Below are 13,850 nucleotides of genomic sequence, written 5' to 3' on the forward strand. Positions count from 1 at the left end.
CCTCGTCATTTGATCACGACGCGGGCGCTGCGCTGGACGGCGCCCAGAGCAGCGCTTGTAAAAGCAGGCGCTCTCCAACTACCGATCTAGATTATCTCTATCTCGGGGAACGGGAAAATAAACCGCCCGCCGTCAGCGAGATATTCGCGCTCACGGCGCAGGATACCGTCCTTGAAATGCCAAGGCAGGACCAGAAAATAGTCCGGCTTCATCGCTCGCGCTTCGGCTTCAGAAATGATCGGTATGTGCGTCCCAGGGGTCATGCGGCCAAACTTTTCCGGATTGACTTCGGCGATGGCCGGGATTTCGGCTTGCGTGAAGTTGCAGAATTGCAGGACGACATTGCCTTTGGTCGAGGCGCCGTAGCCCAGCACTTTCTTGCCGTCGGCCACGAGTGTCCTGATAAGACGTGACAGGTCGTCCTTGTGCCGGAACACGCGCTCCTCGAAGTCGCGAAAAGGCCGCGGTGTGGACAGGCCCATGCGGTCTTCCTGTTGCAGCAGCCAATCGATGACCGGTTGATCGGATCTGAGACTTGTGTTGCCCTTGTGGGTGGCCGTGACCGCGAAACTGCCACCGTTGATGTTGTTCATAACGACGTTGACGACCTTGAGACCAGCCGCCTCCAGTATCTTCGCCACGACTCCGAGGGAGTAATACTCGACGTGCTCGTGGCAAATCGTGTCATAGGAGTTGAGGCGAAGCATGGACGGCATGTAGCTTTGTTCGAAATGCCAGATTCCGTCTTCGGCAAGGACCTCGGCCACCTGACGAGCAAAGGCGATAGGATCCTCAAGATCATAGAACATCGCGATGGATGTCACGATCTTGGCCCGCTTTTGTGAGATGCCACGATAGGCTTCGGCCGAGAAAAAGTCCGGCACCAGTTTCACATCGTCCGGATAATACTGCGCAAACTTCTTGCCCGTCGGATCGATGCCTATGCGCGTCAATCCTGCGGTCGAATAGGCCTTGAGGGTCGTGCAATCGTTGCTTCCGATGTCGAGAACGACGTCACCGCCGCGTGGCGAGGCGAGCCTCTCCAGGAAGCGAACCTTGTGCGTCAAATGATCGACCATCGACTGGTTGAGACCCGAGCGATAGCCGTAATTGTCGCCGTACATTTCGCTCGGCTCATAGGAATGTCTCAGCTGCAGAAGTCCGCTGGAGGCAGACCAGACCAGTTCGAGCGGCCCTTTGGTCACAGGTTCAGACGCCGATTTGGGAAACACTCCGGTGAGCGCCTGCTCGCCGAGATTGAGCACGGAGACCAGATCCTTGGCCTTGCCGACACGGCAGGTCTCGATGGCGTGATACCTTACCTCATTCATGAATTCTGACTCTCAATTTGTTGGTGAAAGGGCATTGATTGCAGTTCTCTAAGCTTGGGCCACCCGTGCGCGGCAATCCTTCAGAACCGCGGCAAGGGCCTCCTCGAAGGGATGCTCCGGCACCCAGCCAAGACGCGTTCGGGCGCGGGTTGCATCCCCCACAATGGACGGCAGATCACTCGGTCGCAGCCGCAGCGGATCTTGTTCGGTGACGATCTTGACACTGCTTTGCGCCAAGAGCTGGTCCAAAATATCTCCCATCCGCCATGAGATGCCAGATGCGACATTGAAGATGGTGTTTGGCTGGAGACCGTCGCTGTTCAAGGCGACGTGCGCATAAGCGCTGGCGACGTCTCGCGCGTCGAGGAAATCCCGCTCCGCGTCTAGATTGCCGACGCGAATGACCGGCGGGGCCAGGCCTGCTTCAATCCGCGCGATCTGCATAGCGAAGGCAGGTACGGCAAATGCCTCGGTTTGCCCTGGTCCCGTATGATTGAAGGGGCGCAGACGAATGCACTTAAGGCCGTGACGGGAAAGCGCACCCAATGCGAGGTCGGCCGCGGCCTTGGTCACGGCATAGTCGTCCATCGGCGCAAGCAGCGCATTTTCATCAAGCGGTCGGCCAGCTTTCGCGCTCTCGCCATAGACCAGGCCCGACCCGACATAGATCAACCAACATCCCGGTGCCTCGTCGAGAATGGCGTGGGCCACGTTGAGCGCACCCTGGACATGGATGCGCCAGGTGTTTTCAGGGTCAGCCTGGGCGGCGCCAAGCGCGGCGACGGCCGCCAGGTGGACAACATGCGTCGGCTTGTGACGGGCAATCGCCTCATGAACAGCGACCTTGTCCGTCACGTCGAGCGCCGCGATTTGACCGAATACGGGATGCGGTCCAGCGTCCTTGGAGGTCGCAATAATCGTGATGTCGCGACCGCAGATGCTGTGCAACGCTTCATAGACATAGGGACCGACAAAGCCCCGTGCGCCCGTGATCAAAACTCGCATGCCGACCTCGCTAACCGCACCTCAAAGGTGTTGGTCACGTCTTACACGCTCAAGATCGGCTTCGACCATCTCGATGACGAGTTCCTTGAGGCTCGTCTTTGCCTCCCAGCCCAATTTCTCCTTGGCCTTGGTCGGATTGCCATGCAGGACTTCAACTTCCGCAGGCCGCAGGAAGCGTTCATCGATGGAGACGTGATCCTCCATATTGAGACCGGCATGTTCGAAGGCGAGCTTGCAGAAGTCCCGAACGGAGACGGTCTTGCCCGTGGCGACCACATAGTCGCTTGCCGTGTCCTGCTGCACCATCAGCCACATGGCTTCGACATAGTCGCGTGCGTGGCCCCAGTCGCGCTTGGCGTCCAAATTGCCGAGCGCCAGCTTTTCCTGCAGTCCAAGCTTAATGCGGGCGACAGCGTCGGTAATCTTGCGGGTGACGAATTCGATGCCGCGCAGCGGCGATTCATGGTTGAAGAGAATGCCGCTCGACGCGTGGAGCCCAAAGCTCTCGCGATAATTGACCGTCATCCAATGTGCATAGAGCTTGGCCGCGGCATAGGGAGAGCGTGGATAAAACGGGGTCTTTTCCGACTGGATGGGTTCCTGGATCAGCCCGAACATTTCCGAAGAGGATGCCTGGTAGAAACGGGTTTCGGGACACGTTATCCGCACCGCTTCCAGCACATTGGCTGCGCCAATGCCCGTCACGTTGCCCGTCAAAAGCGGTTGCTGCCAAGACGATTTGACGAAGGATTGGGCGGCAAGATTGTAGACTTCGGCCGGACGAACCTCCTGGAGAACCCGGATGAGGCCGGAGAGATCCGTCAGATTGCCATCGTGAAGCACGATCTTGTCCGCGATTCCAAGCCATTTCAGCCGTGAACCGACCACATCGGCCGAGGCACTGCGCCGCAGAAGGCCATGGACCTCGTATCCCTTCTCAAGCAGGAACTTCGAGAGATAGGCTCCATCCTGCCCGGTCACGCCGGTGATAAACGCTATTTTGGAATTCATGATGAACCTGTCTCTACTTTGTTGATCGCTATTTCAGGAATGCAAACCATCTGCCCGAAAACGGAAACCGTACCCAATTTGCGGACGTGCCGGACGGGTTGTCTTCAGGTTACGTGCGGCCATAAACATCATCGAAGCGCACGATATCGTCTTCGCCAAGATATTCCCCGCTTTGCACTTCGATCATGACGAGCGGAAGAATGCCGGGATTTTCGAGGCGGTGCTTGTGGCCGCAGGGGATGTAGGTGGACTGGTTGGTCGCCAGCAGGATTTCACTCTGGCCATTGACGACCTTCGCAGTCCCGCTCACCACCACCCAGTGCTCGGAGCGGTGATGATGCGCCTGAAGGCTCAGGCGCGCGTTCGGCTTCACCTCGATCCGCTTGATCTTGAAGCGCGGCCCTTCCTCCAGGACGGTGTAGGTACCCCATGGGCGATGCACGGTGCGATGCACGGTCGCCGCCTCATGCCCCTCCGCCTTGAGGCGGTTGTAGAGGTCCTTGACCTCCTGCGCCTTGTCCTTGTGGGCAATAAGAAGCGCATCCGGCGTGTCGACGATCAACAGATCCGAAACACCGACAAGACCGACAAGCCGGTCTTCGCTGTGCACATAGCAGTTCGTCGTGTCATGGAGCATGGTCTCCCCGGTCGTGCGGTTGCCATTGTCGTCGGCTGGAACAAGTTTCGACAGAACGGTCCATGAGCCGATGTCGGACCAATCGAAGCTGCAGGGCACGAAACCCACGTTCTTTGCTTTCTCCATGACCGCATAGTCGATGGAAACAGCAGGAACGGCCGCGAAACCATCCTTGTCTATCTCAACAGTGATGCGGTCCGCGGCATTGCTTGTCCTGGCCGCCTCGAGCGCCGTGCGCGCATTGGACAGCACATCCGGACACAGTTCCTGCATCGCGGCGATCATGGAGCGGGCGGCAAAACAGAACATGCCCGAATTCCAGAAGAACCGACCGCTGGCGATAAATTGGGCCGCTCGTTCCGCATTCGGCTTTTCGACGAACCGAAGGACCGTATCTCCTTCGGCCTCGATATAGCCAAACCCGGTTTCAGGGCTCTCGGCCTTCATGCCAAACGTGACGATCCTTCCCGTGGCCGCGATCGCCGCCGCCTTCGCCACGGCCGCGCCAAAGCCGGCTTCGTCCATGATCAGGTGATCCGCAGGCAGCACAACCAGAACCGCGTCTGGATTGTCGCGGGCGACCTGCAACGCAGCGAGCGCGACCGCCGCTGCCGTGTCACGGCCGAAAGGCTCCAGCAGGAAGGTGTTCTTGACACCTGGCGCCGCCACCTCCGCATACTCGTCCGCCGTCAGGAACAGCAGATCGCGGTTGGTGACCGTCACTATTTGATCAACGCCTGCAAGTCCGGCTGCGCGGGCGTATGTCCTGCGAATGAGGGTTCCCCCTCCCGGCAGGGGAATAAAAGGCTTGGGGTGCAACGCACGCGAAATAGGCCAGAGGCGGGAACCGACACCGCCACTTATGATGACAGGAACGATATTGGTCAAACGTCAGCCTTCCAGGATTTGAGTTCGGCTGAGGTCAAGACCCCAAGCGAGCAATTCGTCTGCGCGGGATTCTGTCTTTGCCTCGATGTAGCAGCGCAATTCGGGCGCGTTGCCTGACGCACGGAAGTGTACAACCTCTCCGTTGCGGGCGGTGATACGCACGCCATCGCGATTGTCAATGTTCGCGACGCCGCCCAGAACCTCGAAAAGAGTATCGGCATAGCCGGCATCCGTCGCCAGTCTTTTGAGGAACGACGCGCTATCTTCCGCCGATACGCCCTCAAGCCGGCCACTTGCCGCGGCAAGGAATCCGAACCCGGCCGCGATCTCGGCGAGCGGGCGACCTGTCGCCGCAATCGTTGATAGCGCACAGAGAATTGGCAACAGCGAATCACGGGTTCGCAAGGCCGCGAGCGTGCGGCCATCCTTCTCGACGGATGACCCCAGAAGAACGCCGCCATTTGCTTCGAACCCAACGACGCATTTTGCCCCTTGAGCGAGGGCAGCGCCGATACCTTCGATGACATAGGGCGAGCCTATGCGTGTGCGCACCACGGTTGCGAAATGCCCGCAACGCTCAAGGGCAGAGTTGGAACTGACTGGCGTGACGATCCAGTCGGCATCAAGAAAACGTGCCGTGATCGCGCCGATCAGGTCGCCGCGCACGAAACTGCCCTGCGCATCCGCCACAAGCGGCCGGTCGCTATCGCCATCAGCGGACACGATGGCATCGAACGGCTCCGCCGCCGCCCAGTTTTTGAGAAGTGATAGATCCTCTTGCCTGAGTGCTTCGGTATCCACCGGAATGAAATGCGTGGACCTGCCGAGCGGCACTGCCTCCGCCCCCAGCGCACGAAGGATATCGACAATGATGTCTCTCGCTACGGACGAATGCTGGTAGACCCCGACACGGACACCAGACAAGCTACCCGGCTGAAAGAAACCAAGAAAATGATCCCTATAGCCTGCGGACGGTTCCGAGTCCGGCTGTAAGGGCTCAACGGATGGCGGCGATCGGTCGGCTATCTGCAAGGCTGCGTGGATTGCCACAATTTCAAGCTCATCGCGCTTGTCGATCTCGCCGTCCGCCCGGTAGAACTTAAGCCCATTCCTGTCGTCGGGAATATGACTGCCGGTCACCATGATCGCCGGGGCTTTGCCTGCTGCATAAAGTGCGAGTGCTGGCGTGGGCAAGGCTCCGCAATCGACCGGCACCAAACCGGCTTCGGCGATCGCAGCATGGACAAACCCCGCAATCTCAGGACTGGAAGAGCGAAGGTCGCGCCCAACAAGGATCTTGTCGCCCTCGCTCAACACACCACGCGCCATAAGCGTGCGTGCGAAGGCAATCGTATAGGTGCGCGCCGGTGGTCCCATGAGTTCGCTGACGAGACCGCGCAGCCCGCTGGTGCCGAACTTCAAAGTCACTGATTGCTACCTTTTTCCGGGAATGCTGCCCCGGTGCAAATTACAGCAAGGCCCCTCACCTGCCGCAGCCTGTGCTGACGAGCGGAGACGTCGGACAGCGTGTTGCTATAGATCAAAGCCACGCGAGCTGATCTTCATAGACGGGCAGTGTTTGCTTAGAGGCCGCTAATATTACTGGGTACAGCCGGTTCTCATTGCCTCCAGCAAGGATGATCCCTTTCAAGAAGCTCTCCGTGAATTGCCAAGCCCCCACCTGACACCCAAGTTGCCCGTGCTTAGGTTTCACGCAATGGCTTGTCAATCTCGGACGCGGGACCGGGTTCGATTTCAACACGCTGTGGGGGGTTCAGGCGACCTCGGCGGTGAAAAGCTCCGGAGCAAGCCTGCCGAGTTCAGGCAAATCGAACGCCGATTGAAACCTCGAGTTCACTGACGATCCAGGATGCGGCGCACGACCCGCTCGGTGGATTTTCGCCATTCCGGCGCGTTCCATCCGAATACGGTCGCGAATTTCGCGTTCGACAGCCGCGAACTGGCGGGGCGCCGTGCCTTGGTCGGATAGTCCTTGGTGGCGATATCCCGCACCTGCGCCCAGGGACCGCCAGCCGCTTGGCTCGTGTCCAGGATGTGACGGGCAAAGCCGCTCCAGTTGGTCTCACCCGTACCAGCCAGATGATAGGTACCGAACGCACCAAAACTCTTGTCGTCGTGCAGCATCATTGCCGCATGCAGGATGGCGTCGGCGATATCGAGCGCCGAGGTGGGATTGCCCCACTGATCGGCCACCACCGAAATCTCGTCGCGGTCGGCGGCCAGCCGCAGCATGGTCTTGACGAAATTCTTGCCGAACGGGCTGTAGACCCAGGCGGTGCGCAGGATCAGGTGGCGCGGGCCGGCAGCGGCCACCGCCTGCTCGCCGGCGAGCTTGGAGGCGCCGTAGACGCCAAGGGGCGCCGTCGCGTCGGTCTCGACATAGGCGTGGGAAGCGCTGCCGTCGAAAACATAGTCGGTCGAAAGATGGACAATGGGAACGCCAAGGCGTGCGGCGGCCTCAGCCACCTTGCCGGCGCCGGTCGCGTTGACCGCGAAGGCGAGTTCGGGCTCGTCCTCGGCCTGATCCACGGTCGTATAAGCGGCGGCCGAGACGACGATATCCGGTTTGCCCGCCGCGATGGCGTTGATGACAGTCTCGGGTCTTGCCAGGTCGAGCTCCGGACGGCCGATAGCGACGACCTCCACGCCGGCCATTCCCTGACCGGCCTCCAGCAGGCTTGCCGCGACCTGGCCGTCGCGTCCTGTGACGACGAGCCTCACGCGCTACCCTTGCGCGCTTCGCCCAGCCTTTCACCGGCGTAGCGCTGCTCGCGGATCGGCCCCCACCACCATTTGTTGTCGAGGAACCAGTCCACGGTTCTGGCCAGGCCGCTGTCGAAATTCTCCCTCGGCGCCCAGCCGAGTTCGCGGCCGATCTTGGAGGCATCGATGGCGTAGCGGCGGTCGTGGCCGGGGCGATCGGTGACGAAGGAGATCAGGTCGCGGTAGCGCTTGCCCCCGGCCCGGGGACGCCTGGTATCGAGCAGGTCGCAGATCGTCTCGACGACGGCGAGATCTCGTCCGTTCCGAATTGCCTCCGACATTGTAGCTCTCGCCCGGCGTGCCCTTGGTGGCGACGAGTTCCAGGGCCCGCGCATGATCCTCGACGAACAGCCAGTCGCGCACATTGGCGCCGGCGCCGTAGACCGGCAGCGGTTTTTCGTCGAGCGCGTTGAGGATGACGAGCGGGATCAGTTTTTCGGGAAAATGATAGGGGCCGTAATTATTCGAACAATTGGAGAGCACGACCGGCAGGCCATAGGTCTCGTGCCAGGCCCGCACCAGATGGTCCGAGGCTGCCTTCGAGGCGGAATAGGGCGAGGACGGCGCGTAAGGCGTCTCCTCGACGAACATGCCGCCATCGAAAGGCAGATCGCCGAACACCTCGTCTGTCGAGACATGATGGAAGCGGAAACGGCTTTTCCTGTCGTCGGCAAGGCCGCGCCAGTATTCGAGCGCCGCATTGAGGATCCGGTAGGTGCCGACGATGTTGGTCTCGATGAAGGCGCCGGGCCCGTCGATCGAACGGTCGACATGGCTCTCGGCGGCAAGGTTCATGACGATGTCGATATCGTCACGGCGCAGGAGATCGAGCACCGTCCTCTCGTCGCAGATATCGGCATGGGCGAAGCTGTAATTATGCGCGTTTTCGATCGGCCGCAGCGAAGCCAGGTTGCCGGCATAGGTCAGCTTGTCGAGATTGGTCACCCGGTAGGCCGGATTGGCGCACAGATGCCGGCACACCGCTGAACCGATGAAACCGGCACCTCCTGTCACCAGAAAATTCATCAGGCAAACACCTCTGCGACAGCAAGCATCGGCGCCTTCAGGTCCTTGTCGGAAAGCTGGAACCCGCCAGCGATGGACGGCCACTTGATGCCGATGGCAGGATCATCGAAACGGATCGAGCGTTCATGGTCGGGCGAATAGGTGTCGGTGACCTTGTAGAGGACCTCGGTGTCGGGCACGAGCGTCACAAAGCCATGGGCAAAGCCCCTTGGCACCAGAATCTGGTTGCCCTTTTCGGCCGAAATCTCGTGAGCGATCCATTTTCCAAAGGTCTTCGAGCTGCGGCGGATGTCGACACAAACATCCAGAATCCGGCCGCGGATAACACGCAGCAACTTGTCCTGGGTGCGGGGCGCAAGCTGATAATGCAGGCCGCGCAAGACGCCCGCCGCCGCGGAATAGGAATGGTTGTCCTGAATGAAATGCAATTTTATTCCGGCCTGCGCAAAGCGCTCGGCATTGTATGTCTCCATGAAGAAGCCGCGTGCATCGCCATGCCGCTTTGGAACGATTTCCAGCACGCCTTTGAGGCCGAGGGACCTGATCTCCAACGCTCAGCCCTCCGACAGATCGGCGACGCGCCGGCGCAGATAGGCGGCATACTCATTTTTGCCCAACCGGGTTGCGCGTTGCAGCACTTCGTCTGCCGTCAGCCAGCCCTGCTCGAAGGCGATCTCCTCAGGGCAAGCAACCTTGATGCCCTGCCGGTGTTCGATCGTGCGCACGAAGGAAGACGCGTCGTTCAGACTGTCATGGGTCCCTGTGTCGAGCCAGGCATAGCCGCGCCCGAGCCGGTGCACATGCAACAGGCCGCGATCGAGATAGGCGTTGTTGACCGCCGTGATCTCCAGTTCGCCGCGGGCCGAAGGTTTAATGGACGAAGCGATGTCGACGACGGTGTTGTCGTAGAAATACAGCCCTGTGACGGCCCAGTTGGATTTCGGCTTTTGCGGCTTTTCCTCGATCGTGAGCGCGGTTCCGGTGGCCTTGTCGAAGGACACAACACCATACCGCTGGGGATCATCGACGCGGTAGGCGAACACCGAAGCACCGGTGTCGCGCGCAGCGGCGGTGCGGCAAAGCTGCGACAGCCCGTCGCCAAAATAAATGTTGTCGCCCAGGATCATCGACACGCTGTCCTTGCCGATGAAGTCACGGCCGATGATGAAAGCTTCCGCGAGCCCATTGGGTTGCGGCTGCTCCGCATAGGAGATATCCAGCCCAAAATCCGATCCGTCGCCGAGTAACTCACGAAAAACGGGCAGATCTCGCGGCGTCGAAATGACCAGGATCTCGCGAATTTCCGCGAGCATCAGTACGCTCAGCGGATAGTAGATCATCGGCTTGTCGTATACCGGAAGAATTTGTTTAGAGACTGCCAATGTCAGCGGATAAAGGCGCGTTCCACTACCTCCCGCAAGGATAATTCCTTTCAAGAAGCTCTCCCTGACATGCCCAAATCCCCTCGGCAGTAGTGGTAGCCATACGACACCTTGAAAAGCTGCTGCCAGCGCCCGCTTATATCCTAGAGTCGTTACCAAAATACGCCTGGTACCACTCAACGAACCGCCCTACCCCGTCGGACACCGACGTACCGGGCCGATAGCCGACGGCGGCTTGCAGAGCCGAGGTGTCGGCGAAGGTGTCCGGCACGTCGCCGGCCTGCAGCGGCAAGAACTCGATGATGGCCTTGCGGCCAAGCGCGTTTTCCAGCGCCTCGACATAGGCGGTCAGCTTCACCGGATTGTTGTTGCCGATGTTGAAGATGCGCCAGGGCGCACTGCTCGTTGCCGGATCCGGATGGCCGGAATCCCAGGCAGGGTTGGCGGCGGCAGGGCTGTCGCTGGTTCGGATTACGCCTTCGGCGATGTCATCGACATAGGTGAAGTCGCGCGTGTGGTTGCCATTGTTGAACAGCTTGATCGGCTCGCCGGCCAGGATGCTCCTGGTGAACAGGAACAGCGCCATGTCGGGACGCCCCCAGGGGCCGTACACGGTGAAGAACCGCAGCCCGGTGGTCGGCAGCCCGAACAAATGGCTGTAGCTGTGCGCCATCAACTCGTTGGCGCGCTTGGTCGCGGCGTAGAACTGCAGCGGATGATCGGCCGGGCGGTGCTCGGAAAACGGCATGTCGGTGTTGGCGCCGTAGACGCTCGAGGTGCTGGCATAGGTCAGGTGCGCTATGCCGCCGCTACGACAGGCCTCCAGCATGTTGGTGAAAGCAACGATGTTGCTTTCGACATAGGCGCGCGGGTTTTCCAGGCTGTAGCGCACCCCGGCCTGGGCGGCGAGATGAATCACCCGGTCGAAGGCGTGGTCGGCAAAGCAGCCGTCCACGATCTGTCTGTCGGCAAGATCGCCATGGATGAAACGATAGCCGGCATTGGTGCTGCGGCTTGCATCGGTCAGCAGCCGCAGCCGCGCCTGCTTGATCGCGGGATCGTAGTAATCGTTGACGCTGTCGATGCCGACAACCTCGTCGCCACGCTCCAGGAGCCGCCTGGCGACGTGATAGCCTATGAAGCCGGCGGCGCCGGTGACCAGAACCTTCATCAGAAGCGCCCGTCCTCGGGAATGCCCTGACAGACCTTAGGAGCGCTTCAGCAGCGACCACACGGCCGGCACAAGGCTTGCCGCCAGCGCAACCTTGATCAGGTCGCCGACGATGAACGGCACGACGCCGAACTGCCAGGATTTTTCCGGGCCGATGAGCAGCGCCAGCCAGGCGAAGCCCATCGCCATCATCACCACTTCGGCAACCAGCATCGCATTGAAAAGCTTGATCGGGTGGCGATCCCAGCCGCGATCGGCAGCCCAGCCGACAATCGCCGCCATGACCACGAAGCCGGCGAGGTAGCCGCCCGTGGGGCCGACCATATAGGCAAGGCCGACGCCCTTTTCCGGGGTGCCCTGGAAGACCGGGAAGCCCATGGCGCCTTCCGCCATGTAGAGCAGCAAGGTGGCGACGCCGAGGCGCATGCCGAAGGCGGCGGCGATCAGCAAGACGGCGAGCGTCTGCATCGAGATGTCGACGGGACCTAGCACAACCTTGGTCTTGGCCGACAGGGTCAAAAGCAGCGTTCCGGCGATCGCCAGCAAAAGCTGTGTTGCCAGTCGCGCCGCGCCTTCTTGCGGCAAAGCCAGAGAAACAAGCGGGCGCATCGTCGTTGCAGTTGCCATGGTCATCCCCAATCCGATCTGTCGCGATCCAATAATCGTGGTCTTACGTTTTCCTATATTGGCTTGCGTGCTATGCGGCAATCGGTTTTGCCGTTCCGGGAACAATGTGCCGATATGGCTCTCAAATTCGATACCAGCTTCGATCCGCACTACGGCCAGGGCGTGAACGTGGCACCGGACGTACAGCGCGTCACGGTCCGAAATCCCAGCCCTTTCACTTTTCATGGCACCAACAGCTATGTCGTCGGGCACGACACGCTGGCGGTGATCGATCCCGGGCCGGAAGACGAGGCACATCTTCAGACCTTGCTCGACGTGATCGCCGGCAGGCCGGTCAGCCATATCTTCGTCAGCCACACGCATCGCGACCATTCCCCTCTGGCGGCCCGGCTGAAGGAGCGCACCGGCGCGGCCGTGTTGGCGGAGGGACCGCACCGGCCGGCAAGGCCATTGCATATCGGCGAGACCAATGCGCTCGACGCCAGCGCCGACACCGCTTTCGTTCCCGACATCGCGCTGCCGGACGGCGCGCTGGTCGCCGGCGACGGCTGGGCGATCCGCACGGTTCTGACCCCCGGCCATACCGCCAATCATGCGGTGTTCGCACTGGAAGGAACCGGCATCCTGTTTTCGGCCGATCATGTCATGGCGTGGGCGACATCCATTGTCGCGCCGCCGGATGGGGCGATGGCCGATTACATGGCATCGCTGGACACGCTCATCGCGCGCGGCGACAGCCTGCTGCTGCCTGGCCATGGCGGGCCGGTGACGAAGCCTCGCGCTTTCATGCGCGGGTTGAAGACGCATCGCAAGATGCGCGAGCGGGCCATATTGGAGCGGGTCAGGGCCGGCGACGGGACCATTCCCGACATGGTCAAGGCAATTTATCGCGACACCGATCCCCGGCTGCATGGCGCCGCCGGACTGTCGGTGCTTGCGCATCTCGAGGATCTGGTGGCGCGCGGCATGGTGTCGACGGAAGCCGCCCCCGCCATCGACGGCATTTTCACATCGGCTGGCTAATCCAAAACCTCGCCACGACCTTGCACTGCCCTCCCTCAGAACCGGCTGGACCGTTCTTCTGGTTGAGGCGACTTCAAACCCTGGCAAGAGCATTCCGGATTGGCCGGGAGTCGTGCGGCGGTTTCCAGCGCGACCCGCGAGGCTGTCATGGACAGGTTCGGCAACACGTCATCCTGCAGCAATTGCTGGCGATTGCGGTCCATATAGTCGTTGAAGCCTGCCGTCACGAACGCCAAAGGCACGAAACACGCGCCGATCTCCCGCGACAGGGTGGCTTCGGGGGCGATCGAATGGTTGAGCACATCCGCCCCCATGCTGCGGAACGCCAGCGCCTCGGCCGGGGTCGTCAGCCGCGGCCCGTAACAGTGGGCGGCGACCAACTGCTGTTCGATGCCATGAACACGGCATTCGGCTGGCCAATGACGGCGGGCGGTTTCGACCAGAACCGCCGCGCATCTTGGACATACGATCTGCTTGCCCGAGCAGTCGAAGCTCTGGCGGCCAGGAAGCAGCGAAAACGGTGTCTGCGTCAGTTCGATAATATCGGCGTTCACCACCATGTCACCGGGCTTGATGGCCTTGTTGACGGCGCCAATGGTCGAGCAGGACAGGACCTGTCGGACACCCGCGCGCATCAACACCCAGAACGCGCGGCGATGGCAGGAATGATCGATATGGTCGCGGGGATTGCCGTGCGAATACATGCACAAGGCGCGTTTCGTTTTGCCTTCGGCGGTAATCGACGCATCGAACTCGAGCAGCTTCCAGTTGTCGGTGCGGCCGAAAGGCGTTTCAAAACTCATGTCGCGCCGCAAGGTGCGCACGCCGTCGACCTGGACATCTTCCGGGAAGGCAAGCCCCCAGTTTGCCGACCCGGTGATGATTGCCAACCCCACCTGGGGTATGTCCGTCGGTTGATCCGTCAGTTCGGCGGTTGCGTGATGATGGGCAGGCATGTTTTCCAG

General features: G+C 60.8%; 13 protein-coding genes and 1 pseudogene. 1 reads left to right on the top strand and 13 read right to left on the bottom strand.

All coding sequences use genetic code 11. The features are described from left to right. Positions 1-86 precede the first annotated feature (86 nt). From AC56QX_RS29065 to AC56QX_RS29120, 12 genes and pseudogenes are all read right to left on the bottom strand, one after another. Positions 87-1,331 (bottom strand): class I SAM-dependent methyltransferase, encoded by a 1,245-nt coding sequence (locus AC56QX_RS29065; RefSeq protein ID WP_497111945.1) that lies wholly within the window; start codon positions 1,329-1,331, stop codon positions 87-89. Between the two features lie 48 nt (positions 1,332-1,379). Further along, positions 1,380-2,336 (bottom strand): NAD-dependent epimerase/dehydratase family protein, encoded by a 957-nt coding sequence (locus tag AC56QX_RS29070; protein ID WP_497111946.1) that lies wholly within the window; start codon positions 2,334-2,336, stop codon positions 1,380-1,382. A 21-nt stretch (positions 2,337-2,357) separates the two neighbouring features. Further along, on the bottom strand, positions 2,358-3,347 hold the full coding sequence (gene gmd, locus AC56QX_RS29075) for a GDP-mannose 4,6-dehydratase (RefSeq protein ID WP_497111948.1): 990 nt from the start codon (positions 3,345-3,347) through the stop codon (positions 2,358-2,360). 109 nt (positions 3,348-3,456) lie between these two features. After that, complete coding sequence (locus AC56QX_RS29080) at positions 3,457-4,872, bottom strand: mannose-1-phosphate guanylyltransferase/mannose-6-phosphate isomerase (RefSeq protein ID WP_497111949.1); 1,416 nt, start codon at positions 4,870-4,872, stop codon at positions 3,457-3,459. A 3-nt stretch (positions 4,873-4,875) separates the two neighbouring features. Then, positions 4,876-6,249, bottom strand: coding sequence for a phosphohexomutase domain-containing protein (locus AC56QX_RS29085; protein ID WP_497117952.1), 1,374 nt, complete (start codon positions 6,247-6,249; stop codon positions 4,876-4,878). Positions 6,250-6,412: 163 nt separating this feature from the next. Beyond that, positions 6,413-6,634, bottom strand: a complete 222-nt coding sequence (locus AC56QX_RS29090) for a sugar phosphate nucleotidyltransferase (protein ID WP_497111951.1) — start codon at positions 6,632-6,634, stop codon at positions 6,413-6,415. Positions 6,635-6,726: 92 nt separating this feature from the next. Continuing rightward, positions 6,727-7,614 (bottom strand): dTDP-4-dehydrorhamnose reductase, encoded by an 888-nt coding sequence (gene rfbD / locus AC56QX_RS29095; RefSeq protein ID WP_497111952.1) that lies wholly within the window; start codon positions 7,612-7,614, stop codon positions 6,727-6,729. Further along, positions 7,611-8,682, bottom strand: a pseudogene (rfbB, locus tag AC56QX_RS29100) (dTDP-glucose 4,6-dehydratase). Before rfbB ends, rfbD begins: the two are co-directional and overlap by 4 nt. Then, complete coding sequence (rfbC, locus tag AC56QX_RS29105) at positions 8,682-9,233, bottom strand: dTDP-4-dehydrorhamnose 3,5-epimerase (RefSeq protein ID WP_497111953.1); 552 nt, start codon at positions 9,231-9,233, stop codon at positions 8,682-8,684. The pseudogene rfbB and the gene rfbC overlap by 1 nt, the downstream one beginning before the upstream one ends. 3 nt (positions 9,234-9,236) lie before the next feature. Then, positions 9,237-10,118, bottom strand: a complete 882-nt coding sequence (gene rfbA / locus AC56QX_RS29110) for a glucose-1-phosphate thymidylyltransferase RfbA (protein ID WP_497111955.1) — start codon at positions 10,116-10,118, stop codon at positions 9,237-9,239. 82 nt (positions 10,119-10,200) lie between these two features. After that, positions 10,201-11,235 carry an NAD-dependent epimerase gene (locus AC56QX_RS29115; RefSeq protein ID WP_497111957.1) on the bottom strand — a complete coding sequence of 345 codons (1,035 nt, stop codon included), beginning with the start codon at positions 11,233-11,235 and terminating at the stop codon, positions 10,201-10,203. 36 nt (positions 11,236-11,271) lie between these two features. Further along, the gene (locus AC56QX_RS29120) at positions 11,272-11,862 is read right to left on the bottom strand and encodes a biotin transporter BioY (protein WP_497111958.1); all 591 of its coding nucleotides are present in this window, start codon (positions 11,860-11,862) and stop codon (positions 11,272-11,274) included. Positions 11,863-11,976: 114 nt separating this feature from the next. Between AC56QX_RS29120 and AC56QX_RS29125 the strand changes: the two genes are divergently transcribed. Beyond that, positions 11,977-12,885: an MBL fold metallo-hydrolase gene (locus AC56QX_RS29125; RefSeq protein WP_497111960.1), complete on the top strand. Its 909-nt coding sequence runs from the start codon at positions 11,977-11,979 to the stop codon at positions 12,883-12,885. Between the two features lie 35 nt (positions 12,886-12,920). Here the strand turns inward: AC56QX_RS29125 and AC56QX_RS29130 are convergent, their stop codons facing one another. Further along, positions 12,921-13,841: a phosphorylase family protein gene (locus AC56QX_RS29130; protein ID WP_497111961.1), complete on the bottom strand. Its 921-nt coding sequence runs from the start codon at positions 13,839-13,841 to the stop codon at positions 12,921-12,923. Positions 13,842-13,850: the final 9 nt, after the last annotated feature.

This window comes from Mesorhizobium sp. RCAM 06353 (genome assembly GCF_059683585.1).

Bases quoted from the DNA above. Each gene is read 5' to 3' on its own strand.
- AC56QX_RS29065 (WP_497111945.1), bottom strand. From the start codon at position 1,331: ATGAATGAGGTAAGGTATCACGCCATCGAGACCTGCCGTGTCGGCAAG.
- AC56QX_RS29070 (WP_497111946.1), bottom strand. From the start codon at position 2,336: ATGCGAGTTTTGATCACGGGCGCACGGGGCTTTGTCGGTCCCTATGTC.
- gmd (WP_497111948.1), bottom strand. From the start codon at position 3,347: ATGAATTCCAAAATAGCGTTTATCACCGGCGTGACCGGGCAGGATGGA.
- AC56QX_RS29085 (WP_497117952.1), bottom strand. From the start codon at position 6,249: ATGGGACCACCGGCGCGCACCTATACGATTGCCTTCGCACGCACGCTT.
- AC56QX_RS29115 (WP_497111957.1), bottom strand. From the start codon at position 11,235: ATGAAGGTTCTGGTCACCGGCGCCGCCGGCTTCATAGGCTATCACGTC.
- AC56QX_RS29120 (WP_497111958.1), bottom strand. From the start codon at position 11,862: ATGGCAACTGCAACGACGATGCGCCCGCTTGTTTCTCTGGCTTTGCCG.
- AC56QX_RS29125 (WP_497111960.1), top strand. From the start codon at position 11,977: ATGGCTCTCAAATTCGATACCAGCTTCGATCCGCACTACGGCCAGGGC.
- AC56QX_RS29130 (WP_497111961.1), bottom strand. From the start codon at position 13,841: ATGCCTGCCCATCATCACGCAACCGCCGAACTGACGGATCAACCGACG.